At 40.7% G+C, this 23,499-nt stretch carries 22 protein-coding genes and 5 tRNA genes; 24 read left to right on the top strand and 3 right to left on the bottom strand.

Annotated features, from left to right (window positions below; all coding sequences use genetic code 11):
• Positions 1-71 precede the first annotated feature (71 nt).
• The 14 genes from GLW00_RS13805 to phoU all read left to right on the top strand — a co-directional run bounded on the left by GLW00_RS13805 (position 72) and on the right by phoU (position 11,628).
• Positions 72-1,709 carry a Na/Pi cotransporter family protein gene (locus tag GLW00_RS13805; protein ID WP_160915027.1) on the top strand — a complete coding sequence of 546 codons (1,638 nt, stop codon included), beginning with the start codon at positions 72-74 and terminating at the stop codon, positions 1,707-1,709.
• Positions 1,710-2,077: 368 nt separating this feature from the next.
• A tRNA-Met gene (locus tag GLW00_RS13800) sits at positions 2,078-2,154 on the top strand.
• 22 nt (positions 2,155-2,176) lie between these two features.
• Positions 2,177-2,252: transfer RNA gene (locus tag GLW00_RS13795), tRNA-His, on the top strand.
• A gap of 3 nt (positions 2,253-2,255) precedes the next feature.
• A tRNA-Ile gene (locus GLW00_RS13790) sits at positions 2,256-2,332 on the top strand.
• 11 nt (positions 2,333-2,343) lie between these two features.
• Positions 2,344-2,436 (top strand) — tRNA-Ser (locus GLW00_RS13785).
• A gap of 94 nt (positions 2,437-2,530) precedes the next feature.
• Positions 2,531-2,603 (top strand) — tRNA-Phe (locus tag GLW00_RS13780).
• Positions 2,604-2,778: 175 nt separating this feature from the next.
• Positions 2,779-3,393: a superoxide dismutase gene (locus GLW00_RS13775; RefSeq protein ID WP_146812835.1), complete on the top strand. Its 615-nt coding sequence runs from the start codon at positions 2,779-2,781 to the stop codon at positions 3,391-3,393.
• A 102-nt stretch (positions 3,394-3,495) separates the two neighbouring features.
• On the top strand, positions 3,496-4,731 hold the full coding sequence (locus tag GLW00_RS13770) for an MFS transporter (RefSeq protein WP_160915025.1): 1,236 nt from the start codon (positions 3,496-3,498) through the stop codon (positions 4,729-4,731).
• Between the two features lie 85 nt (positions 4,732-4,816).
• Positions 4,817-6,964, top strand: a complete 2,148-nt coding sequence (locus GLW00_RS13765; RefSeq protein WP_160915023.1) for a peptidoglycan D,D-transpeptidase FtsI family protein — start codon at positions 4,817-4,819, stop codon at positions 6,962-6,964.
• A 210-nt stretch (positions 6,965-7,174) separates the two neighbouring features.
• On the top strand, positions 7,175-8,173 hold the full coding sequence (locus GLW00_RS13760) for a PstS family phosphate ABC transporter substrate-binding protein (RefSeq protein ID WP_160915021.1): 999 nt from the start codon (positions 7,175-7,177) through the stop codon (positions 8,171-8,173).
• A 79-nt stretch (positions 8,174-8,252) separates the two neighbouring features.
• On the top strand, positions 8,253-9,200 hold the full coding sequence (pstC, locus tag GLW00_RS13755) for a phosphate ABC transporter permease subunit PstC (protein ID WP_160915019.1): 948 nt from the start codon (positions 8,253-8,255) through the stop codon (positions 9,198-9,200).
• On the top strand, positions 9,200-10,078 hold the full coding sequence (gene pstA / locus GLW00_RS13750; protein ID WP_160915017.1) for a phosphate ABC transporter permease PstA: 879 nt from the start codon (positions 9,200-9,202) through the stop codon (positions 10,076-10,078). The genes pstC and pstA overlap by 1 nt, the downstream gene beginning before the upstream one ends.
• Positions 10,079-10,100: 22 nt before the next feature.
• The gene (gene pstB, locus GLW00_RS13745) at positions 10,101-10,949 is read left to right on the top strand and encodes a phosphate ABC transporter ATP-binding protein PstB (protein ID WP_160915015.1); all 849 of its coding nucleotides are present in this window, start codon (positions 10,101-10,103) and stop codon (positions 10,947-10,949) included.
• Positions 10,950-10,968: 19 nt separating this feature from the next.
• On the top strand, positions 10,969-11,628 hold the full coding sequence (gene phoU / locus GLW00_RS13740; RefSeq protein ID WP_160915013.1) for a phosphate signaling complex protein PhoU: 660 nt from the start codon (positions 10,969-10,971) through the stop codon (positions 11,626-11,628).
• A gap of 198 nt (positions 11,629-11,826) precedes the next feature.
• Here phoU and GLW00_RS13735 read toward each other — a convergent pair whose 3' ends face one another.
• Together GLW00_RS13735 and GLW00_RS20540 are read right to left on the bottom strand one after the other, a co-directional pair.
• A complete protein-coding gene (locus GLW00_RS13735; protein ID WP_160915011.1) occupies positions 11,827-12,276 on the bottom strand; it encodes an endolytic transglycosylase MltG in 450 nt (149 codons plus the stop codon).
• Positions 12,273-12,650 carry a hypothetical protein gene (locus GLW00_RS20540; protein WP_202412504.1) on the bottom strand — a complete coding sequence of 126 codons (378 nt, stop codon included), beginning with the start codon at positions 12,648-12,650 and terminating at the stop codon, positions 12,273-12,275. Before GLW00_RS20540 ends, GLW00_RS13735 begins: the two co-directional genes overlap by 4 nt.
• A gap of 183 nt (positions 12,651-12,833) precedes the next feature.
• Between GLW00_RS20540 and rpmG the strand changes: the two genes are divergently transcribed.
• From rpmG to GLW00_RS20905, 5 genes are all read left to right on the top strand, one after another.
• Entirely contained in the window at positions 12,834-12,983 is a 150-nt protein-coding gene (gene rpmG, locus GLW00_RS13725; RefSeq protein WP_035509116.1) for a 50S ribosomal protein L33, read from the top strand.
• A 100-nt stretch (positions 12,984-13,083) separates the two neighbouring features.
• Positions 13,084-13,653: a 5-formyltetrahydrofolate cyclo-ligase gene (locus tag GLW00_RS13720; protein WP_160915009.1), complete on the top strand. Its 570-nt coding sequence runs from the start codon at positions 13,084-13,086 to the stop codon at positions 13,651-13,653.
• A gap of 92 nt (positions 13,654-13,745) precedes the next feature.
• Positions 13,746-14,729 (top strand): L-lactate dehydrogenase, encoded by a 984-nt coding sequence (locus GLW00_RS13715; protein WP_160915008.1) that lies wholly within the window; start codon positions 13,746-13,748, stop codon positions 14,727-14,729.
• Positions 14,730-14,759: 30 nt separating this feature from the next.
• The gene (gene yqgO / locus GLW00_RS13710; protein WP_160915006.1) at positions 14,760-14,945 is read left to right on the top strand and encodes a protein YqgO; all 186 of its coding nucleotides are present in this window, start codon (positions 14,760-14,762) and stop codon (positions 14,943-14,945) included.
• Between the two features lie 107 nt (positions 14,946-15,052).
• Positions 15,053-16,582, top strand: a complete 1,530-nt coding sequence (locus GLW00_RS20905) for a rhomboid family intramembrane serine protease (RefSeq protein WP_160915004.1) — start codon at positions 15,053-15,055, stop codon at positions 16,580-16,582.
• Here the strand turns inward: GLW00_RS20905 and GLW00_RS13700 are convergent.
• A complete protein-coding gene (locus GLW00_RS13700; protein WP_335808484.1) occupies positions 16,579-17,430 on the bottom strand; it encodes a hypothetical protein in 852 nt (283 codons plus the stop codon). The two genes, GLW00_RS20905 and GLW00_RS13700, sit on opposite strands and share 4 nt — an antisense overlap.
• Before the next feature lie 138 nt (positions 17,431-17,568).
• Between GLW00_RS13700 and GLW00_RS13695 the strand changes: the two genes are divergently transcribed.
• The 5 genes from GLW00_RS13695 to GLW00_RS13675 all read left to right on the top strand — a co-directional run bounded on the left by GLW00_RS13695 (position 17,569) and on the right by GLW00_RS13675 (position 23,493).
• A complete protein-coding gene (locus GLW00_RS13695) occupies positions 17,569-19,050 on the top strand; it encodes a spore germination protein (protein WP_160915000.1) in 1,482 nt (493 codons plus the stop codon).
• 65 nt (positions 19,051-19,115) lie between these two features.
• The gene (locus tag GLW00_RS13690) at positions 19,116-19,331 is read left to right on the top strand and encodes a YqgQ family protein (protein ID WP_160914998.1); all 216 of its coding nucleotides are present in this window, start codon (positions 19,116-19,118) and stop codon (positions 19,329-19,331) included.
• Positions 19,331-20,287, top strand: coding sequence for an ROK family glucokinase (locus GLW00_RS13685; protein WP_160914996.1), 957 nt, complete (start codon positions 19,331-19,333; stop codon positions 20,285-20,287). The genes GLW00_RS13690 and GLW00_RS13685 overlap by 1 nt, the downstream gene beginning before the upstream one ends.
• 298 nt (positions 20,288-20,585) lie before the next feature.
• Positions 20,586-22,466 (top strand): LTA synthase family protein, encoded by a 1,881-nt coding sequence (locus GLW00_RS13680; RefSeq protein ID WP_160914994.1) that lies wholly within the window; start codon positions 20,586-20,588, stop codon positions 22,464-22,466.
• A gap of 340 nt (positions 22,467-22,806) precedes the next feature.
• Positions 22,807-23,493 carry an ABC transporter ATP-binding protein gene (locus tag GLW00_RS13675; protein ID WP_160914992.1) on the top strand — a complete coding sequence of 229 codons (687 nt, stop codon included), beginning with the start codon at positions 22,807-22,809 and terminating at the stop codon, positions 23,491-23,493.
• The last annotated feature ends 6 nt before the right edge of the window (positions 23,494-23,499 follow it).

Genomic DNA, 23,499 nt, shown 5'->3' with positions numbered 1-23,499 from the left:
GGTTAATATGAGTGAGGTTGTTTAAATAAAGAGAAAAATGATGAAACTTGGATGAGGAAAGGGTGGAGAACATGGAAATCGATGTGCAACAGATGATATTTGAATTCATCGGTGGACTCGGTATCTTTCTATTCGGCTTAAAGTATATGGCGGATGGACTACAACGTACAGCGGGAGATCGTTTGAGGGAACTATTAGACCGTTTCACGAGCAATCCATTTATGGGTGTGATCGCGGGTACCGTCGTTACGATTCTTTTGCAGAGTAGTAGTACGACAACCGTTTTGACGGTTGGTCTTGTCAATGCGGGATTCATGACATTCAGACAAGCGATTGGTGTTATTATGGGTGCCAACATTGGTACAACCATGACTGCATTTATTATTGGTATAGATATTAAAGCTTATGGACTTCCAATCCTTGCTGTTGGTGCTTTCCTGCTATTCTTTTTCAAAAGTAAAAAAGTCGCGAACTTTGGTCAGACCATCTTCGGTCTAGGTGCTTTGTTCTTTGGACTTGAAGTGATGAGCGGAGGGGTGAAACCACTACGATCATTACAAGCTTTCCAGGATTTGACGGTAAGCATGAGTGATAACCCGATTTTGGGTGTTATTGTAGGTACCTTATTCACGGTAATCGTACAAAGCTCCAGTGCAACCATCGGAATTTTGCAGACGTTGCTGGGAGAAGGGCTTGTCGATTTACAAGCAGCCATCCCTGTATTGTTTGGTGATAATATCGGTACAACGATCACGGCCGTTCTTGCATCCATCGGTGCAAGTGTCGGAGCGAAGCGAGCTGCCTTTGCTCACGTTATATTCAACGTGTTAGGTGCCACCGTATTCTTGATTTTTCTAGTTCCATTTGAGCGGTATGTGAACTGGTTGCAAACAAGTATGGATCTGGAGCCCGAAATGACCATTGCCTTTGCCCACGGATCCTTCAACATTGCTAATGCGGTTGTCCAATTCCCGTTTATTGCAGTCCTCGCATGGATTGTCATTAAACTGGTACCAGGACAGGATTCGGAAATTGATCATAAACCACAGCATTTAGATCCGATTTTTATTGAGCAATCTCCATCCCTTGCTTTAGATCAAGCAAAAGAAGAAGTTGTAAGAATGGGTGAATATGCTTATAAAGGCCTTGAAGAAACAAGCCTATACTTGAACAATAAACAACAAAAGCATTCTGAACTGGCTATGCAAATTGAAGATGCTTTGAACAACCTTGATCGCAAAATTACGGATTATCTGGTTGATCTATCTCAAGCTTCTCTTTCCGATGAGGAGAGTCATAAGCATTCGGCCCTAATGGATTCTGTTAGAGATTTAGAACGTATTGGTGACCATTTTGAGAATATCATTGAGTTGATCGATTATAAGAACTCCAATAAAGTGAACCTTACTCCTCAGGCTATCGAGGATTTAAATACGATGTTTGATTTAACATTAATGACCGTTAAGCAGGCGACCAGATCGCTTGAAACGATGAGCCGCGAAGAAGCGCTGGCCGTAGTCCAAAAAGAAAATGAATTGGACCGCATGGAACGTAGTTATCGTAAGAAACACATCATTCGTTTGAATGAGGGTGTTTGTACCGGGCAAGCAGGTATTGTATTTGTAGATATGATCAGCAACTTAGAACGTATCGGTGACCATGCCGTGAATATTGCTGAAGAAGTGTTAGGAGAAAAAGAAAGTCTATAATGGAGAAAGGCGGCTTTTACAGCCGCCTTTTTTGTTGAAAATAAGTGATATATGATGGCGGTAACTATCAAAAATCTCTATAAATCATTGCCCAGACCTTAGATCAGATAGAAATATTTTAGTTTATCCCGGTGAAAAACTTCTTTTCCTGCAGTCTCTAATCCCATTCAAATATCCCGAAACTTAGTCCCGTGCAAAAGAAGTTTATGTGAAAGTCTATACAATTCCATACTTTTCTTAAAAAAACTCTTGAAAGGAAAGGGAGGGCGTGATATATTATTTTTGTCGCTGATTTGAAAGAAAAAAACAGTTGACGCATTTATATATAAATGTTATATTATTTAAGTCGCTCATAAGCGATACTAATTGGCGGTGTAGCTCAGCTGGCTAGAGCGTACGGTTCATACCCGTGAGGTCGTGGGTTCGATTCCCTCCACCGCCACCATATATACATAAATAAAAACGTGGCGGTTGTGGCGAAGTGGTTAACGCACCGGATTGTGGTTCCGGCATTCGTGGGTTCGATTCCCATCAACCGCCCCATGTGGACCCTTAGCTCAGCTGGTTAGAGCTATCGGCTCATAACCGATCGGTCGCAGGTTCGAGTCCTGCAGGGTCCACCACAACATGTTCCGGAGGAGTACCCAAGTTTGGCTGAAGGGAGCGGTCTTGAAAACCGCCAGGGGCTTTACGGCCCGCGGGGGTTCGAATCCCTCCTCCTCCGCCATAATACATAATTACCCTTATGAGAGCAGAACATCTCCATATATATTGAAACGAGATATGGAGTCAAATCAACAATGAAAATGAATGTTTATCATGGCTCGGTAGCTCAGTCGGTAGAGCAACGGACTGAAAATCCGTGTGTCGGCGGTTCGATTCCGTCCCGAGCCACTCTTCTAGACAATCAAGTGTTTCTTGATTGTTTTTTTATGTTTTAAAATTTCTTTTCAGGGAATTCTTAATATCGTGATGCAAAACATTTGCTAATCAATTTTCCGTTTGATAATGTAAAATGTGAAGCGGAATGCTTCTGTTTTACATATTATTTTAAAGGAGGAGTTACATTATGGCTAAATTTGAACTACCAGAACTACCTTATGCTTATGATGCTCTAGAACCTACTATTGATAAGGAAACAATGAACATCCACCATACGAAGCACCACAACGGATATGTGACAAAGCTTAACAATGCACTTGAGGGACATGCAGATCTTCAAGACAAGTCCTTGGAAGAGCTTCTTTCCAATAATCTTTCTGTTGTACCGGAAGATATCCGCACAGCGGTTCGTAGAAACGGTGGAGGCCACGCTAACCACAGCCTTTTCTGGACAATCATGTCTCCGAATGGTGGCGGTGAGCCAACAGGCGATCTTGCTACGAAAATCAATGATACGTTCGGCGGTTTGGACCAGTTCAAAGAAAAATTTGAAGAAACGGCAAAAGGCCGCTTCGGATCTGGTTGGGCTTGGTTAGTAGTCAATAATGGTGACCTTGAAGTAATCGATACTCTTAACCAGGATTCTCCGATTATGGAAGGTAAAACTCCAATTTTAGGTCTTGATGTTTGGGAGCATGCGTACTACCTGAACTACCAAAACCGTCGTCCTGACTACGTTTCAGCATTCTGGAACGTTGTAAATTGGGATGAAGTAGCAAAGCGTTTCGACGCAGCTAAATAATTGAAAATTACGGAGAGGCATGGATATTAATCCATGCCTCTCTTTTTGTATATCTCCTTTTGTTCTGAAAACACTAAAGGTGAACACAAAGGAGACATGGATATGGTGAGTAAGCTGCGTGTGTGGCTCAGCCACGAAAATGTATCAAAAGATTTATTGCTGTTACTTCTCATTGGAGGCTTATACTCTCTCGGTATATTCTTATCCAGTACATTTGTGAATATATACTTATGGAAACAATCCAATAGCTACATTGACATAGCTCTTTATAATTTAGCCATTTATGTTTTACAACCAATAACTTTCATAATAGCGGGAAAGTGTGCAAAGCGAATAGATCGTGTGATCGTATTGAGAACAGGAGTGACCTTTCTCTCTTTGTTTTTTTTAACCGTTTTGCTTGTTGGGGAGCGGGCAGCCACATTTAATATTATGCTTGGATCACTATTGGGGGTAGGGTATGGGTTCTATTGGCTTGCCTACAATGTATTGACCTTTGAAATTACCGAACCGGATACCCGTGATTTTTTCAATGGGTTTTTAGGGGTGCTGCAATCTCTTGGAGGAATGACTGGGCCGTTACTTGCCGGTTATATCATTTCCAGATTGAACAACTTCACGGGATATACCGTAATTTTCACCATTTCTTTCGGCTTGTTCATTGTTGCTGTTCTTGTAAGTTTCGGGATATCAAGAAGGAAGGCCAAAGGTCATTTCTCCTTCCGTAGGATCGTTACAGAGAGAAAAAACAACTCAAATTGGAGACGGATTTTAAATGCTCATGTTTCGCAGGGATTTCGAGAAGGGACCTTTTTATTTGCCGTCTCTATCTGGATCTTCTTAATGACTGAAGATGAATTGTCTTTAGGTGTGTTTAATCTGGTTTATTCCGGTTTTTCTTTTCTCTTTTACTTCCTTGTGAGTCGTTGGGTTAAACCCAGGCGCAGGAAGAAGGCAATCCTCATATCTGGATTGGCTTTATATTTGAGCGTCTTGATCCTGCTGTTCAGTGATACCATGGCTCTATTGCTTATCTATGCAGGAGTTGCAGGGGTTTTCTTTCCTATGCTCTATGTGCCATATATATCATTGACCTATGATGTGATAGGGAAATCATGGAATGCTGCCGAAATGAGAATCGAATATATTGTTGTGCGCGAGATCTTCCTGAATTTCGGAAGAGTTTTATCGATTGTGATTTTTCTTTTTGCGATTACTTTGATCCCACCAGAAACAGGTATACCGTATATTCTGTTACTTGTCGGAGGGGGACATTTCTTCATCTATTTCTTTGTTAAGGGTATTGACACTCAGTGCAAGGAATCGACACATAATTGAAACCAATAACCCATGAGCTTCGTCTATTCTATGGTGCATGAAAAATGCTATAATGAATGAAGCATAAAAAGAAGGAGAGAAGTTCATGGGGAAGAAGCATAAAAACAAAAATAAACACAAGTCACACCTTTCTTTCCGATTGAACGTGGTGTTTTTTGTTGTATTCCTTATATTTGCTGGGATTATACTACAACTCGGGGTCGTTCAAATTCTTAACGGAGAAGAGGCCCAGGATGAAATTGACCGAACAGAAAACACAACGACTAGCATACCTGTTCCAAGGGGAGAAATGTATGACCGGTATGGACGTGTAGTGGTTGATAACCAGCCATTGTATTCGATTACCTACACCCCTCCAAAAGGTGTGCAGCCTACAGACAAGCTGCAGTTAGCGGAAGAAATATCTAAGTATATAGATATGGAATTTGAAGGAAAGTTAACGGATAGAGATTTGAAGGAATATTTCTTCCTTCAAAATCAGGAAGAAGTCACGGCACGTATTGAAAATGAAGAGACGTCTGATTTGGATAATGGTGAAGTCTACCAACTTCAGTTAGATAGTATTAAGGAAAACGAAATTGCCGGCTATGACAATCAAACGAAAGAAATCATAGCAATTAAAAAGGAATTAGATAAAGCCTACGCTTTAGCTCCTCACGTATTGAAGAATGCTGATATTTCTGAAAGGGAATATTCTGTAGTAGCCGAGCACTTAGCAGAGTTACCGGGGATCAATGTAACCTCAGATTGGGAGCGTACATATCCGTACGATTCAACTTTCCGCAGCTATATCGGTAGCATTACTTCAAAAGAACAGGGGGTACCGAGAGATCAACTGGATTATTTCATGTCGCTGGATTACAGTCGTAATGACCGTGTAGGTACAAGCGGGCTAGAACAAGAGTATGAGGATGTTCTGAGGGGCACGAAAGAAAAAGTGCAATATGAAACCGATAAAAATAATCAAGTCATTGATTCAAGGGTTATCCGTGAGGGGCAGAAAGGGAAAGACCTCGTTTTAACCATTGATATGGAGTTGCAGGAAAGAGTGAATAAGATTGTTCAGGAGGAGCTGGAAGCAGCGATTCGCGAGGCTCCCGGCCCAAATAGACACCTGGAAAATGCGGTGGCGGTCGTTTCTGACCCAAATACAGGTGAAATACTAGCGATTACAGGTCAAACCTATAATAGAACTCCTGAAGAAGGAGAATCCAGATTCTCAGACACCTCCCACCAGGCGCTTTATAATTCCTATATGCCTGGATCGGTAGTAAAAGGAGCTACTGTTCTGACTGGATTACACGAAGGGGCTGTGACACCTAATACCTGGATCAATGATAGACCTATTACAATTGCTGGAGATCAAAAAGGTTCCTACACGAATAATATAGGTACAGTCAATGATATTGCAGCACTTCAACAATCATCGAACGTGTATATGTACTTCCTTGCGATGTATTTGGGAGGGGAGTATAGTAACAATTATGATATGAACTCCCTGTCATTAAGAGCAGGCACGTTTGACAAATTCATTTATAATTTTAACCAGCTCGGACTTGGTGCTAAAACGGGGATTGATTTTCCTTATGAAGGCTTAGGGGTTACAGGCGAGCCTGGGAACCCTGGACACATCTTGGACTTTTCCATCGGCCAATTCAGTACCTATACACCGATGCAGTTGAATCAATATGTATCCACCATAGCAAACGGTGGTGACAGAATGCAGCCTAGATTGGTGAAGAGTATTCATGAGCCGTCACTTGAACCTGGGTTGGGTCCTTTGTATAAAGATTACAGCCCGCAGGTATTGAACCAGATTGAAATGGATCAAGCATATATTGAAAGAGTCCAGGAAGGGTTCAGGCAAGTTGCTCAAACGAATCAGGGTACAGCCAGTCATGTGTTCTCAAAAGAACCTTATGCAAAATACAATATGGCTGTAAAAACAGGAACAGCACAATCATTTAAAGCGGAGTTTGATGAAAATGGTGAAAGAACAACCTATAAGAATCTTTTAAATAAAACCTTGGTTGGATATGCACCTTCCAATGATCCGGAGATTGCTTTTTCCATTGTCTCTCCTTATTTAGGAGAAGAGGCATCAAGCACATTTAATATAAGTAATAACATTGGCGCCCGGATTGGCCAAGCGTATTTTGAATTGAAAGAGGAACGTAAGGAAAACGGAATACAAACGAATAATTCAGATGAAGAAGCAGAAACTGAGGAGTGATACGACAAGTATCACTCTTTTTTTATATATGAACGAGAAAATCATGTGGAAAATACAAATATAAGGGTATTTATTCAACAAAAATCGCCAATTTACAAAACCTTTACGTTTGGTTCATATGTCATTAAAACTCTCTCGTTAATATATAAAATGTGAGTTGGCCAAGCAGCCAGACACAAAACATAACCACAAAAATAGGGGGAGAAAGAAATGAAAAACTTTAAAAGTTTAGCACTAATGCTAATGTTCATCCTAGTGCTCGGAGTACTTGCTGCATGCGGAGGATCCGAAGAGGAACCAGCAGCTGAAGAAGGCAACAACTCAGAAGAAGGTTCAAACGCTGAAGGTTCTGAAGAAGTATCTGGACCAATCGCTATTGATGGCTCTTCTACTGTATTCCCGATCATGGAAAACTTGACTTACACATACAACCAGGAAAACCCTGATGTGAATGTGACAGTTAACTCTTCCGGTTCCGGCGGTGGATTCAAAAAATCTACAGTTGGTGAAATTGATCTAAGTAATGCTTCTCGTCCTATCAAAGAAGAAGAAAAGGCAACTGCTGAAGAAAACGGCATTCAACTAGAAGAACTAGAACTTGCATATGATGGTCTTTCTGTTGTTGTCAGCCAACAAAATGATTTCGTTGAAGAATTGACAATTGAACAATTGAAGCAAATTTTCCTTGAATCTTCTGACGCTAAAATGTGGTCTGATATCAATCCTGAATGGCCTGAAGAAGAAATCAAGATCTTCAGCCCTGGACATGATTCCGGTACATTCGATTACTTCAATGAAGTAATTCTTGAAGAAGAGCCAATGAAAGAAGGCTCCAACACTACACTTTCTGAAGATGATAACGTACTTGTTCGCGGTATTGAAAATGACCCAAATGCGATCGGATTCTTTGGATATGCTTACTATGCTGAAAACGAAGATGTATTGAAAGTTCTTGGAATTTCTGAAGAAGGCAATGAAGCTGTAAAACCAAACCCTGAAACAATTCAAGATGGTTCTTACACACCACTATCCCGTCCACTATTCACTTATGTAAACGTGAATGCTTATAAAGAAAAAGCACAAGTTCGTGATTTCGTAGAGTACACATTGAACAATGCTGGAAAAGCTGCTGAAGAAGTAGGATATGTAGCTCTTCCTGAAGACAAGTATCAAGAACAACTTGAAACAGCGAAAAGCTGGGCAGAGTAATTGATTTGAAAACCTAAAAAGGAAGGTGAGACTTAATTTGGGGTCTCACCTTGCCTTATGGATGAGAGGAGATTTTAACATGGACAAGGGGTTACAATCAGAGGGAAATATGATTGACGTCCAACAAATGATCGAAAGGAATAAGAATAAGAAAAGTCTTGGGGAAAGAATAGAGAAAATCATTCCTTTTTTCTTGCTTCTTTGTGCTGCAGTTAGTGTTCTAACAACTGTAGGGATATTGTTTACTTTGTTGAGAGAGTCTATTGGCTTCTTTTCCAATGTGTCTTTAGTTGATTTTTATACAGGTACAAGCTGGTCACCTTGGTCTGGTGAGTATGGAGTCGCACCGTTGATTGGTGGTACGTTACTCATCACTTTGATTGCTACGCTGGTAGCTGTACCATTGGGACTTATGTCTGCCATATTTTTGAGTGAATATGCAAATGATAAAGTAAGACGTGTGATTAAACCTGTGCTTGAAGTTTTAGCAGGAATTCCGACTGTCGTTTATGGTTATTTTGCTTTGACGTTCATCACACCAATGTTCCAATCTTTCATTCCTGATTTGGGAATTTTTAACGCCCTTAGTGGTGGATTCGTTGTCGGTATTATGATTATTCCTATGGTGGCATCCCTTTCAGAAGATGCTATGAACTCTGTTCCTAATGCTTTGCGGGAAGGAGCTTACGGATTAGGTGCAACAAAACTGGAAGTTGTATTTAAGGTAGTCTTGCCTGCCGCACTTTCTGGAATCATCGCTTCCATCGTTCTTGCAATTTCAAGAGCTATCGGAGAAACAATGATTGTAACGATCGCAGCAGGGGCTACACCTAACCTAACCTTCAATCCGACAGAATCGATTCAAACCATGACTGCTTTCATTGTCCAGGCAGCAACAGGGGATACCACTTTCGGATCTACTATTTACTACAGTTTGTATGCAGTAGGAATGACATTGTTTGTCTTTACACTCGTCATGAACCTTATTGCACAGTACATTTCTCGTAAGTTCAGGGAGGAATATTGATGCTTGGTCAAAATGAACAAAATATTAAGAAACGTATGGAAGGGAGAGTAGCCATCAACAAAATCCTCATGGTCTTGTTCGGCCTGGCTACTGCAGTGGGATTAGTCTTTCTAGTCTTACTTTTTTATCGTGTATTGACTCAAGGAATTGGTTATTTAAGTCTTGATTATATTTTGAACTTCCCAGCACCATATCCAGAAGAAGCTGGTATTTATGCCGGATTAATCGGATCCATTTTCTTAATGATTATTGTTGCAATATTTGCCGTCATCATTGGGGTTGCAACAGCCATTTATTTGGAAGAGTACGCACCTAAAAATAAATTCACGGAGTTTATCAGAGTGAACATTCAAAACTTAGCTGGTGTACCTTCCATTGTATTCGGACTATTAGGATTAACTTTCTTTGTTTATATGTTTAACTTTGGTTATACACTCATTGCTGGTGGCTTAACAATGGCGTTGTTGATTCTTCCTGTCATTGTAGTAGCTGCTCAAGAAGCAGTCCGATCAGTACCAGCTGAAATTAAGGAAGCATCTTATGGTATGGGAGCTTCCAAATGGCAAACCATTGCCCGGGTTATTCTTCCTGCAGCTATTCCGGGGATTCTTACAGGTGCCATTATCGCTTTGTCCCGTGCCATTGGTGAGACTGCACCCTTAATTATCGTAGGTGCGGCCACTGCCATTTACACCTTACCAGACTCATTGCTGGCTAAATATACCGTCATGCCGATTCAGATTTACAACTGGACAGGTAGACCGCAGGAAGAATGGCAGTTTGTTGCAGGAGCAGGAATTATTGTTCTGTTAGCCGTTTTACTACTAATGAATTCAATTGCTGTTTTGATCAGGAACAAATATCAACGTCGTCTTTAATTAGGATGAGGAGGGTTTCAATATGAATAAAGTAATGGAAGAGAAAACAAATAAAAAGGTAAACCAGGGAACTACGAAGCCTGAGGTGAAAAAAGAGGGAATTAAAAAAGAGAAAATGAATAGCATTATTGAAGTGAATGACTTGAACTTATGGTATGGCTCAGACCAGGCTCTATATGAAGTGAGCATGGAGGTGCCGGAGAAGCAGGTGACAGCTATTATAGGACCTTCCGGCTGCGGAAAATCCACGTTCTTGAAAACATTAAACCGCATGGTTGAAATGGTACCAATCGTCAAGACATCAGGATCCATTAAGTATCGTGATCAGGAAATCTTCAGTAGTAAATATAAAGAAGAATACCTTCGCACAAAGGTAGGAATGGTGTTCCAAAAACCTAACCCATTCCCTAAGAGTGTATATGATAATGTAGCATATGGACCAAGAATCCATGGGATTAAAAAGAAAGAAGTATTGGATCAAATCGTTGAGAAAAGTTTAAGAGGTGCGGCGATTTGGGATGAGCTGAAAGATCGTTTAAATGAAAATGCCTATGGTCTATCTGGTGGTCAGCAGCAGCGTGTTTGTATCGCGCGTGCTTTAGCAGTTGAACCTGATGTTATCTTGATGGACGAGCCCACTTCAGCATTAGACCCGATTTCTACTGCAAAAGTAGAAGAGCTTGTTCAGGAGTTGAAAGAAAAATACAGTATTATTATCGTTACACACAACATGCAGCAAGCTGCGCGTATATCAGATAAAACAGCCTTTTTCCTAAATGGAGAATTAATAGAGTTCGCTGACACAGATAACTTGTTCCAAAACCCTCACGATAAGCGAACAGAAGACTATATTACTGGACGCTTCGGCTAATTTTCAGGGGGGATATACTATGTCAATCCGTGTTCATTTTGAAGAAGAACTCGAGGACTTAAAGAAACAAATTAAAGAGTTAGCTCATGATGCAAAAGATTCACTTGATCAAGCAATCCATGTCTTGTATCAAGGGGATGTAGAGGCTGCAAAAAAAATCTTGGAAGATGACGCAGTCATCGATCGTAAGGAAGAAAAGATAAATGATGATGCTATTTTGATGCTGGCGAAGCAACAGCCGGTAGCGAGAGATTTAAGAAGGATCATCATCGCCATTAAGATTTCCAGTGACCTGGAACGCATGGCTGATCATTCGACTAATATTGCGAAAGCAACGATTCACTTAGGTGAGCAACATGGGATTGAAGTAGATCCTGAGTTGCGTGAAATGGCTGTCCTGGCTATGGATATGGTAGATCTGGCCATTAAATCATTCGAGTATGAAGATATTTCGTTAGCGAATAAGCTGGCTGAGATGGATGATGTTGTAGATAAAAAGTATGGTTCGATTGTAAAGGAAATGCTTGAATTGACGGCAATAAACCCACAGCAGATCCAGCACATCATGCAGATGGCTTATATAGCCAGATATATTGAGCGCTTTGCTGATCATATAACGAACATCGGCGAAAGTATCTTCTATCTGGTGAAGGGTAGAACGTATGATTTGAACAAATAGTAGAAACAAAAGACATGAATCGATGGCTTCGATTCATGTCTTTTTAGTCTGGAAGTCATTTCATCTTATTAATGCAGATAAGCGTGCGCTAATTGTTTCCTACAGGGAATCTATATATTACTCCAGATCCTCAAGGTGAAGTTGGAATGCTACTTTAAAAAAAGAAAAATAAAAGAAGCCGCTATAATGCGGCTTCTTTTATTTGGATGTAATAGCTTCAGCGATTTCCTGATGTGACATTCCTGAATTTAGTGTAGCCTGACCAATCTGAATGTAGCGGCTGTAATCATTATCTTTCATGAAGGATTCAAATTCGTTTGCATCTTTTATGATATTGGCCTGGATCAATTTTTCACTGATATCATCAGTTGTAGTGCCTGAGACGATGTCAATAGAAAAGGTCGTTACAGGCTCTTCAACAGGGGTGGGTGTGGATGATTCCCTGTTGTCACTTTCCTTAAGAGCTTTCCACTCGTCCATAGTTAATGTTCGATATCCTTCACTTTGGAGCTTTTCAATCATTTCATCCGCTGTGTACTCTTTTTCTGCGGCTGTAGAGGAAGCGGCTTCTATATTCCAGTAGGATATAGCAAACACAATCACCGCTGTAAGTAAGCCCAGGGAATAGGAGCGTATCCACTGTTTCATGACTGAACACCGCCAGTTTTTTGCTGTTGAATCATCGACTGAACATCATGCTCGCTCAAATTCGTCTGTTTTGCTATGTAATGAGTTTTATATCCCTTTTGATACATGGATAGAACCGTATCTACTAAGGGAAGGCTACGGGGAGTTTCTTTTTTCTTCAGAGGTTGTTTCATGATTTCCTGGGTTAAATCTTCAGCCAGAAGCTCTTCTTCTAAAACCTTCATTTTCTTTTTTAGCTGGTAGTTGCTTTGCATCATTGTCATATTGACCTGTTCGACTTGGTTTTCAAGTTCTTTCATCCTGTCATTCATGAAGTATGAAAGAATAAAAAGACCAAGGGCAACAGCAGCCAATGTACCAATCACATAAATCAAGCTGTATCACTCCTTTGGTTGTCCACATTTATTTATATCATAGATTCAGATGCGTGGCTATGGGATATTTCACCGTTTTTAGCTGAATAACTACTTGAAAGGTCCAATCGTTTTTGGTATTATGAATTAGTCTGATAATGTGAATGAGACAGTGAATAGCTTTTATGATTAGGAGGAATAATAATGCGCGTAAACATTACACTTGCATGCACCGAAACTGGTGACCGCAATTATATTAGCACAAAAAACAAGCGTAAAAACCCAGAGCGTCTAGAGCTTATGAAATATAGCCCACGCGTAGGGAAGCACACGCTTCACCGTGAAACAAAGTAAGCAGTAGGATTATTTCCTACTGTTTTTTTTATATCCAAATGCTACTCGCGAGCCTAATTGTTATTAAACAATGTATGTAAGCAGAAGGGGAGGTGTTGGTTTGGAAAAGAATGAACTTAGGTTTAAAGGAAGAAAGATTCTTCAGGAGATCAGTGTAAAAGATAGACTCCATCTAGAAGCAAAAATGCATGAGACGTTGTTCAAAAGCGAACTATGGAAGAATGCTGAGGTCGTGGGGGTTACATTATCTCAGACGCATGAATGGTCTACAGAGCCTATAATTGAGGAAGGATGGCGGACCGGCAAGAAAATGGTTGTGCCCAAATGTATTCCTCAGAATCGAGAGATGGATTTTTATCATTTGGAGAAGTATGATCAATTAGAAAGAGTCTATTTTGGTTTAAGGGAACCCAAGCCTGAGAGCTCAGCTTTAGTGGAGAAAAATGAAATGGATCTTCTTCTTGTACCAGGTCTGTTATTTGATGAAAAAGGGTACAGAATAGGGTACGGAGGAGGATATTTTGATCGATTCATTGAAGGCTTTCGTGGGAAAACAGTAATGATTGCTTCCGATCGACAAAAATACTCGCCACTTCCTTTTGAAGAATTCGATCAAAGAGTGGAATATGTGCTTACAGAAAGCGGAGTACGATTTACATACCATCTTTAGTTCTAAAGGTTTCACAAAACATTCATTCATTGTGAAATTGTGAGCAAATTTATAAGTTATAATAGGGTTAGATTAATGGAGGAGGGATTGGAATGGAACATGTAAATCGAGTAGCATTAATCGGTACAGGTGCGGTGGGTTCGAGTTATGCGTTTGCTTTATTGAACCAGGGAGTTGCGGATGAATTGGTTATGATTGATTTGAACAAAGAGAAGTCTGAAGGCGATGCGATGGATCTGAATCATGGTCTCGCCTTTGCCCCCTCAAACAAGAAGATATGGTTTGGGGATTATGCCGATTGTGAAAGCGCTGATCTAGTCGTTATTACGGCAGGAGCGAATCAGAAACCGGGGGAAACAAGGTTGGATTTGCTTGAAAAAAACACGGCTATATTCAAATCCATTGTTGGCTCTGTTATGGAGAGTGGTTTCGATGGTATTTTCCTGGTAGCAACAAACCCTGTTGATATTCTGACCTATATGACTTGGAAGTTTTCCGGTCTTCCTGCTGAACGTGTCATTGGATCAGGGACGATTCTGGATACAGCCCGACTCCGTTTCAAACTAAGTGAATATTTCGATATAGATACACGAAATGTGCATGCGTATATTATGGGGGAACACGGAGACTCTGAACTTCCGGTTTGGAGTCACGCAAATGTAGCTGGACGCTCTGTTTTCGACCGTATTAAAGATCATCCTGATTTGTATGATGAAAATGACCTTGAAGGTATTTTTGAACAAGTCAGGGATGCTGCTTATCATATTATCGCCCGTAAAGGGGCGACTCATTATGGGATTGCCATGGGGCTAGTCCGATTAACAAAAGCGATTCTTCATAATGAGAATGCAGTTTTAACAGTCTCTGGTTATCTACAGGGGCAGTATGGCATGGATGATCTTTATATAGGTGTGCCTGCGATTGTAAATCGCAAAGGGATTCAAGAAATCATTGAATTGGACCTTGATCAAGTTGAAATGAAAAAGTTTCACGCGTCTGCTTCCTTATTGAAAGAGGCAATGGGACCTGTTGTTCATAACTATGTGTATAAGGACGACGACCCAAGCGAAAAATAAGTTCACCTAATTAAAGAAGAGGTGGATGAGATGCGTCAATTTTTCAGATGGGTCATGATCATCGGCTCGGTTGCAGCAACGGTTTATAAATACCGGTACAAAGCGTTGGACATTGTTACGAAGGTTCCTTTTCTTCGTAAGCTTCTTGTTCGTTTGTCCATGAACATTCCTTGGATTCGCCAAAAATTTCTTTCACAAATGTTTCGTGGGCTATGAATATAATAAGCTGTCAGGGTATCTTCCTGACGGCTTTTTCAATGCTTTCAGTTAGCTCCTTAACAAAAGGACATGATATGATGAAGGTGTAATTGAGGGGGTGCAACGTGTTTATTGAACAAGAGTATTATTTATGGAAACTTACCTATGACCTTGTTGTAGCGCAAGATTTTCAAGTGCTTAATATGAGTACAGAACAAGGGGAAATATGGCTTGAGAAGGAGCAGGATTGGCAGACCCATGTCATCCGCTTAACACATAAACAAATCAATTGGAGAAATGAGCTGCGGAGGGACCTTGAGAAAGCTTATCGCCAGTTGTCTCAAAATAAAAAATTATTCCGTGGCGGAAAAGTTCAGTTCCATGTAGTGTATGTTTCAGAACACCCTCCTGTGGAAGAGTGGGAAAATGTTGAAAAAGATATCGCTTCACAAAAAAATCCCATCTTCCTTTACTATATGGATAATGAAAGCAAAACTAGAGAGAAGAAAAAACTTTACGATGCTTTTGAATTAGATGAACCTCTCATTGATCAACACGTGAGTGAAAGCGAAATGGAGGCCATGCTGCCCTATTTGAAGCATCAGCTTGTTAAGAAACAACAAGATCAAAGAAAACAAGTCATGTCCATCTTCGATTATGGCAAACCTCGAATGACCTACTTTTTACTTGCTGTCAATGTATTGATTTTTCTTTACATTGAATGGGTGGGTGATAGTACTTCGGTGGAAACCCTTATACAGTACGGCGCAAAATTCAACCCCGCCATTATGGATGGGGAATGGTGGCGAATCGCTACTTCTATGTTTCTGCACATAGGGTTTCTTCATCTATTCATGAATATGTTCGCCCTTTACTACTTAGGTACGGCCGTTGAGAAATTGTATGGCACTCGGCGTTTCACATGGATCTATTTACTTTCAGGTTTGTTTGGCGGTGTGGCGAGTTTTATGCTGAATCCTCATGTTGCGGCTGGAGCATCAGGTGCCATATTCGGGTTGTTCGGGGCCCTCTTGTTTTTTGGTGTCCAGCATAAACAGTTGTTTTTTCGAACAATGGGCTGGAATCTTATTTTTATTGTTCTACTTAATATCTCCTTCGGGCTGCTCGTTCCACAAATCGATAATGGAGCCCATATCGGTGGAATGGTCGGTGGTTTTATTGCAACTGCGGTGGTCCGTATGCCTAAACAGAAGAATGGGTTTAAACAGCTGACTGCTCTTATTGCCTATTTAATACTTATCTCAGGTATGGCATTAACAGGTTATATGGGACTGTTCAATAGCGGGAAAGTTTTTAGTGAGGTACAGGAGACGCAGGAACTAAATCAATCGGGTGCCTATGATGAAGTAATTGAAATTACTAGTGAAGCTTTGGGAGAACCTGGTGAATATGAGGCTGCTCTTCTTTTTAATCGATCTTTTGCGTATTTACAAAAAGGTGAGACCAGTGCAGCAAGGAAAGATTTGCTTCGTGTTTTAGAACTTTCCCCTGAGATGGCAGAGGCACATTATAATTTAGCGCTATTATACCAGGAGGACGGTGAAGAAGAGAAAGCGGCTGACCATGCAGAACAAGCCGCTGACCTTAATCCCGATCAAAAGGATTTTAAAGAACTATACGACAGCCTCCGTTAATAGGACTGAATGAGCCGATGTTTTTTTCCGGTATCATCCTCATAAAGGACGATCAAATGCTTCCCTTTTTTATCAAAAAGAATGAGTGGAATATAGCTCTGAATCGGGTGAGAAGATTTTGTATCGCTGATGCCCAGCACATAGTTTTTATATAAACCTTCCCATAGCTGTCCTTTGATTCGTTCAGAGACATCTTCATTCGTTCCAGGTAAGGGCTTGTCTTTGTAGTCTGCGAGATCAGTCAAAGGTACAAGTGTGTAGTCTTCTTTGTTTATGCCATAGTGCGTCAGCAACTCTTCCCATTGAACTTCCAGTTGTTGCTGAATGGAGTGGTCCAGTCTCTTTTTCCATTCCTCCTCCTCTTGATTTGCTGGTTTTTTGAATGCGGTCCGCTTTGAGTGAGGGGAATCAATGACATAAAGCTCGTCCTTCGAACTTGCCTGGATGCTTTTAATCGGACCACTCTCCTCATGAATTTCTCCATGATGGAAAGAGATCGCCTGATATTTTTGACTATCCTCCCCGTGTAAGGACGTTTCTTTCTTAATTTCTGATGTGTTTTCCTCCCACTTGCTCACCACGCCTTTTAGTCGCCCGTTTACATATAAAAGGGAGACATCCTGTCTTAAGTACATGGCTTTATCACTTTCAGAAAACATATTCCATAGGATTTCATATTCATCCTCATCTTCTTGGGAAGCAAAATTCAAGGATGTGCCGTAAGATTGAAATTCACTTCTGTCATCTAATGGAAAATATTTGATGACCGCTTCTTCATTAAAGTATTGAGTATAGATTGCGATAATTATGGCTAAGGCCAAAGGACCAAGTACCCATTGTACCCACACTTTTCTCAAACCATCATCTCCTCATACATCCTCTCTGCATAGGTGATTTATATTTCAAGATATGTTCCATTTACCGTGGACATGCGTATAATCCTCTCTCTTCCCTTAGTGTATGAATAAATGAATTTGGAAGAAACTATGCCCAGAAGGTTAAGAGGAGGATGCGTTTTGGAAGAACAACGCTTATTTGATAGTTATGAAAAAAATGTATCGTATCTCAAAGATCGGCTCGGAGTAGAAGAAAGTTTTGACATGGTTCATCTTGACCTAGTTTACGCTGGCCGAGGGATGTCCTTATTTCTTGTAGATGGTTTCGTAAAAGATGATATTCTTCACTATTTAATGAAGCTTCTCTCTAGGCTGGATCCTGATCAACTGGAACCGGACCCCCTTGAAAAGTTATTAAAAACCCATCTTCCCTATGTAGAGTTAGAGAAGAAAAAAGATTTGAATGCAGCGGCAGATTGGGTATTGGCAGGGCCAACAGCATTAGTGGTCGAAGGCGTCGATGAGATCATTATGATTGACGCACGCACTTATCCTGTTCGCGGGCTTCAGGAACCTGATCTTGAGAGAGTAGTGAGAGGCTCGAGGGATGGTTTTGTAGAGACCATTATCTTCAATACGGCTTTAACGAGGAGAAGGATTAGAGACCGTTCTTTGAGAATGGAATATTTGCAAGTCGGCCGCCGGTCATTAACGGATGTGTGTATTTGCTATATCAAAGATATTGCAGACTCCGACCGTGTCGAAGAATTGAAGAACGTATTGCAGGAGATTGATACGGATGCGCTTCCGATGGCAGAAAAGACCATTGATGAATATATCAGCGGTCGTTACTGGAACCCCTATCCAGTTATCCGTTACACAGAACGTCCCGACACGGCAGCTGCCCACTTGTATGAAGGGCATATTCTCGTCATTATAGATGGATCACCGAGTGTCATGATTACTCCATCAACTTTTTGGCATCACTTACAGCACGCAGAAGAATATCGTCAGAAACCGTTGGTAGGTGCGTATTTACGTGCTGTTCGATTTTTTGGTTTCTTTGCATCCATTTTTATTCTTCCTCTGTATTTTCTTTTCTCTAAGAGACCGGATTTGCTTCCAGAAGCTCTTGCATTCATTGGACCCACCGACACGGGGACCTTGCCGCTCATCATCCAGTTTTTGATTGCCGAAGTAGGTATAGACATGTTGCGGATGGCAGCCATCCATACCCCATCTACACTGGGAACAGCTCTTGGGTTAGTAGCTGCCATATTGATTGGCCAAGTGGCTGTAGAGGTTGGGATGTTCTCAAGTGAAGTGGTCTTGTATTTAGCCCTTGCAGCTATAGGTACGTTTGCTACACCGAGTTACGAATTAGGACTAGCCGATCGAATAACAAGGCTTGTGCTTCTTCTTGTCACGGGGTTATTTGGATTAAAAGGATATGTAGTGGGAGTGACCCTCTGGCTCCTTTATGTTTCCAGCATGAAGTCTTTCAAAACACCGTACTTATGGCCGTTCTTACCTTTTTCATGGAAACCGTTAAGAGATGTTTTACTTCGTTCCCCGATTCCTTTAAAAAACCGAAGACCGGCATTTCTACACCCTGATGACCCTGATCGTTGATCGATCGGGGTTTTTACGTTTTCAAGTTGTGTAGGTATTGGTATAATGTATGGTGGTGATGAAAAATGAAAACGATTTATGATATTCAGCAATACTTGAAAAAATTCGGAACGATTATTTACATAGGCGACAGATTGGCCGATTTAGAAATGATGGAAGATGAAGTAAGGGAGTTGTACAAATCCCAATGTATGCCTTCCGAAGACTTTCAAATGGCTATTCTGCTTTTAAGAAGTGAAATTGCGAAACAAAAGGATCGTCAACTGGGGGAGGAAAAGTAATGAATCATTACTATATCGGTGCAGATATCGGTGGAACGACTGTAAAATTAGCTATTATTGATGAGAATGGAACAATCGTTAAAAAATGGGAAATCCCAACTAATACAGATAATCAGGGAGAAGCGATTCCTTCTGATATCGCAGTGTCCATTACAAACACTTTGAAAGAAGAGACGATTGACTCTTCGATGGTCGTAGGGATTGGAGCAGGAGCACCAGGGTTTGTGGATACGACTACCGGCTATATTCATGAAGCCGTGAATATTGGTTGGAAAGATTTTGATTTCGGTAACCTTCTCAAAGAATTGACTGGAATGACCGTATGGGTGGATAACGATGCGAATTTAGCTGCTTTAGGAGAGAACTGGCTAGGCGCGGGAGAAGGGTGCACAGAGCTCATAGCTGTTACTCTTGGTACAGGTGTAGGTGGTGGCATTATTGCAAACGGCCAGATTCTTAATGGTGCCAACGGTACTGCAGCCGAGATTGGCCATGTCACAGTTGTACCTGATGGAGGAGCACCATGTAACTGTGGTAAAACCGGGTGTCTTGAGACTGTTTCTTCAGCGACAGGTATTGTCAGGAAAGCTAAAGAAGCAGCGGAATATCACCCGGAATCTAAACTGAACGCTTATATAAGTGAGGGAACATTGACCGCCAAAGATGTATTCGAAGCATCAAAGGCTGGTGATGAGGCGGCAAGCGGTGTGATTTCGGAAATTACCGATGTCCTTGGAATGGCGATTGCGAACATGGCGATTGCGATCAACCCGGAAAAAATCGTGATTGGTGGGGGAGTCTCCCAAGCAGGTGATTTACTGTTGGCCCCTCTTGAAAAAGCGTACCGGAAATACGCCTTACCAAGAACGGCGGAAGCATCGAGTTTCGGTATAGCTGAGTTAGGGAATGATGCAGGTGTCATTGGAGGAGCTTTCTTAGTTAAAAAGAATACATAAAAAAGTTGGAGCCTGGAGCTCCAACTTTTTTATGTTTCAATTGTATAAAATTTGTAAAAAGATTTTAATCGTCAAGACTTCTTTTTATCATGTTTTTGTCTTATGATAAGAAAAGCTCCATCCTATCATTTTGCAGATGATGGAAAATGTAAATTTTATGAAACTTTTATGGGACCAATTACGTCATATATGAAGAAAGAGTTTAATATGGATTATAAGTGGAAAATGTTAAAGAAGATAAGGAACCTGGTTAATTTTTGTTAAAATTGATCAGTATCGTACTAGAGGAGGAACCATGATGCAATGGAGAATGAAGAACATGCCATTATTTATCATTGCGACATTGTTGTTTGGTCTGAAGACTTATGTCGTGTATAGATTCATGTTCGATTTATCGATTGAGAATCCAATGCAAGAATTCATACTTTTATTTAATCCAATTGCAAGTGCCTATTTGATTTTTGCAATCAGTGTATGGCTGAAACCTAAAAATCAAATGAAATATTTACGCTGGACGACGTTGATCGGTTCATTGGTCTTATTCTTAAACTTAATTTTCTATAGGAACTTTACCGACTTTATTACCATTCCTGTGCTGTTCCAGGGGAACAATGCTGCAGACCTTACTGGTAGTTTTCTGACCTTGCTTCACATCGAAGACATTTTCATCTTTGCTGATGTGGCGCTCGTATGGTATTTGAGTAGACAGAAATTTAACCTATCAGTGAAGATGCCGAAGCGTGGGAAGATTGCAGTGACTGCCGTTACTTTTCTGCTTTTGGCGGGGAATGTTGTGCTTGCAGAGATTGAGCGTCCGATGCTTTTCGTACGGGCCTTCGACCGTGAATATCTTGTAAAGAATATCGGCATTTACAACTATCATCTGTATGATGCAACGATGCAGACAAAAACAAAGGCCCAGCGAGTTTTTGCCGATGGCAGTGAAATCAGTGAAATAGAGACGTATTTAAAGGAAACATCGCCTGACCAAACGAACAAGGATTCAGAGCTATATGGAATTGCAGAAGATAAGAACGTCATATTTGTAAGTGTGGAGTCCTTCCAGAACTTTCTATTTGATTCCGAGATTAACGGAACAGAAACGACACCTTTCCTTAATGATCTGAAACAAAGTAAGGACACTATCACATTTGAAAACTTTTACCATCAAACGGCCCAAGGGAAAACCTCTGATTCGGAGTTCATTGTTGAAAACTCCCTTTATCCTTTGGGAAGAGGTTCTGTGTATTTCACACATGCAGGGAACGAGTACAATGCTCTGCCTGAAATATTGAATGAAGAAGGTTATGAAACCTCTGTTTTTCATGCCAATAACGCAAGCTTTTGGAACAGGGATGTCATGTATGACAACGTAGGGTATGACCAGTTCTATGATGAGAAATCGTTCGAAGTTACCCCTGAGAACTCTTTCGGCTGGGGGCTGGAAGACAAAGCGTTTTTTGAACAATCCATTAAATATTTGCAATCACAGGAAAAACCGTTTTATAGCAAATTTATTACTTTGACTCACCATTTTCCATTTGAACTTCCTGAAGAAAAAGCAAATATCGATAAATACGATTCCAATTCAAAAACGTTGAACTCCTATTTCCAAACCGCTCGTTACACGGATGAAGCGTTGGAACAATTTTTCCAACAGTTGAAAGATGCCGGCATATATGATGATTCCATCATCGTTTTAATGGGTGACCATTATGGAATTAGTGATTTTCACAATAAAGCTATGGGCCAATTCCTAGGAAAAGAAGTCGATCCTTTTGTGCAAACCCAACTTCAGCGAGTACCATTTATGATTCACATTCCTGGGTATGAAGACGGCGGAGTGCAAGATAAGGTGGTTGGTCAAATTGATGTTAAACCGACATTACTCCACCTCCTAGGTATTGAAGAAAACGGAGACTTAACCTTCGGTGATAATATGTTCGCAGAAAAGAATAAAGACTTCGTTGCTTTAAGAGACGGCAGCTTTATTACAGATAATTATTTGTATTCAAATGAAACGTGTTATGATCGTTCCTCAGGAGAACCTCTCCCTGAAGAAGACGCTCAAGTATGCCAGCCTATTAAAGAAAAGGTAAGTAAAGAAATGAATTACTCAGATAATATCATTTATGGTGACTTGTTCAGGTTTTACGAGTTTAATCAAACAGAAAAATAAGGGAAAAGCCGCTGAGACATTGTCTTAGCGGCTTTATTTTTATTGATATAAGAAGTGAGGAACGCTGTAATAAAACACTCCGGCCTAAGTTGTAATAAAGCTGAAGCAAACTCGCAGCCATTTGAGGGTTGTCGTTTAGAAATCTTTATAAAAAACTGATAAGCTTTATGAAGGTGAACAAGGAGGGGGTGAATAATACTCGTGAATAGATAACGTATCCACCCACTAAAGCGAATGGTAGTAGTTAGAGTAGGGAGCTTTTACTTCGCTGTTCACATAAATTCATACATATAAGGGTAATGATATTTACAAACAACGTTTTATGGAGAGAGGGAAAGGTATGTTTCGTTTTGAACATGTGTACCAAGGGGTTCTTCAAGATATTAATTTTACAATGGAAAAACAGGATAAAGTCATCCTTTTCGGTCCCTCAGGCGCTGGGAAGAGCACATTATTGTTCTTATTGAACCGTTTGAATGACCCTGAGCAGGGGGCCATTTATTTTAAAGGGGAACCGATTGAACAACATTCCATCACTGATTTAAGAAAACAAGTAGGTCTCGTCCTTCAGGCACCGAATCTATTCCCGGGAACCGTATTGGATAACATTAAATATGGACCGTCCTTATTTAATGAATGGGACGACCAACAAGGGAAAAAATTATTGGATTACGTTCAACTTCCTTCTAATTATCTGGAAAGAGAGGTAGATCAGCTTTCGGGTGGGGAAAAGCAACGGGTATCTTTGGCAAGGACATTAGCCAATTCACCTGAAGTTTTACTACTTGATGAGCCTACCAGCGCTCTTGATTATCGCACAGCAGAAGAGATTGAAGAGGTGTTGGAGTGTTTGATGGAAGAGCATCAGCTTACCATGCTTATGGTTACTCACAATTTAAATCAAGCACGGAGGCTTGGAAACCGAGGGTTGTTTATTAGTGATGGACAGATTGTAGAAGATGGAAAAATACCAAATATGTTTGATCATCCGAAAACAAAAGAGCTTGCGAAGTTTTTAGAGCAGTAGGGAGGA

Source organism: Halobacillus litoralis (genome assembly GCF_009856445.1).
GTDB classification, from domain to species: Bacteria; Bacillota; Bacilli; order Bacillales; family Halobacillaceae; genus Halobacillus; species Halobacillus litoralis.
This window is presented reverse-complemented; position numbering and strand designations above follow the sequence as displayed.

Bases quoted from the DNA above. Each gene is read 5' to 3' on its own strand.
- GLW00_RS13805 (WP_160915027.1), top strand. From the start codon at position 72: ATGGAAATCGATGTGCAACAGATGATATTTGAATTCATCGGTGGACTC.
- GLW00_RS13775 (WP_146812835.1), top strand. From the start codon at position 2,779: ATGGCTAAATTTGAACTACCAGAACTACCTTATGCTTATGATGCTCTA.
- GLW00_RS13770 (WP_160915025.1), top strand. From the start codon at position 3,496: ATGGTGAGTAAGCTGCGTGTGTGGCTCAGCCACGAAAATGTATCAAAA.
- GLW00_RS13765 (WP_160915023.1), top strand. From the start codon at position 4,817: ATGGGGAAGAAGCATAAAAACAAAAATAAACACAAGTCACACCTTTCT.
- GLW00_RS13760 (WP_160915021.1), top strand. From the start codon at position 7,175: ATGAAAAACTTTAAAAGTTTAGCACTAATGCTAATGTTCATCCTAGTG.
- pstC (WP_160915019.1), top strand. From the start codon at position 8,253: ATGGACAAGGGGTTACAATCAGAGGGAAATATGATTGACGTCCAACAA.
- pstA (WP_160915017.1), top strand. From the start codon at position 9,200: ATGCTTGGTCAAAATGAACAAAATATTAAGAAACGTATGGAAGGGAGA.
- pstB (WP_160915015.1), top strand. From the start codon at position 10,101: ATGAATAAAGTAATGGAAGAGAAAACAAATAAAAAGGTAAACCAGGGA.
- phoU (WP_160915013.1), top strand. From the start codon at position 10,969: ATGTCAATCCGTGTTCATTTTGAAGAAGAACTCGAGGACTTAAAGAAA.
- GLW00_RS13735 (WP_160915011.1), bottom strand. From the start codon at position 12,276: ATGAAACAGTGGATACGCTCCTATTCCCTGGGCTTACTTACAGCGGTG.
- rpmG (WP_035509116.1), top strand. From the start codon at position 12,834: ATGCGCGTAAACATTACACTTGCATGCACCGAAACTGGTGACCGCAAT.
- GLW00_RS13715 (WP_160915008.1), top strand. From the start codon at position 13,746: ATGGAACATGTAAATCGAGTAGCATTAATCGGTACAGGTGCGGTGGGT.
- yqgO (WP_160915006.1), top strand. From the start codon at position 14,760: ATGCGTCAATTTTTCAGATGGGTCATGATCATCGGCTCGGTTGCAGCA.
- GLW00_RS13695 (WP_160915000.1), top strand. From the start codon at position 17,569: ATGCCCAGAAGGTTAAGAGGAGGATGCGTTTTGGAAGAACAACGCTTA.
- GLW00_RS13690 (WP_160914998.1), top strand. From the start codon at position 19,116: ATGAAAACGATTTATGATATTCAGCAATACTTGAAAAAATTCGGAACG.
- GLW00_RS13685 (WP_160914996.1), top strand. From the start codon at position 19,331: ATGAATCATTACTATATCGGTGCAGATATCGGTGGAACGACTGTAAAA.
- GLW00_RS13680 (WP_160914994.1), top strand. From the start codon at position 20,586: ATGCAATGGAGAATGAAGAACATGCCATTATTTATCATTGCGACATTG.
- GLW00_RS13675 (WP_160914992.1), top strand. From the start codon at position 22,807: ATGTTTCGTTTTGAACATGTGTACCAAGGGGTTCTTCAAGATATTAAT.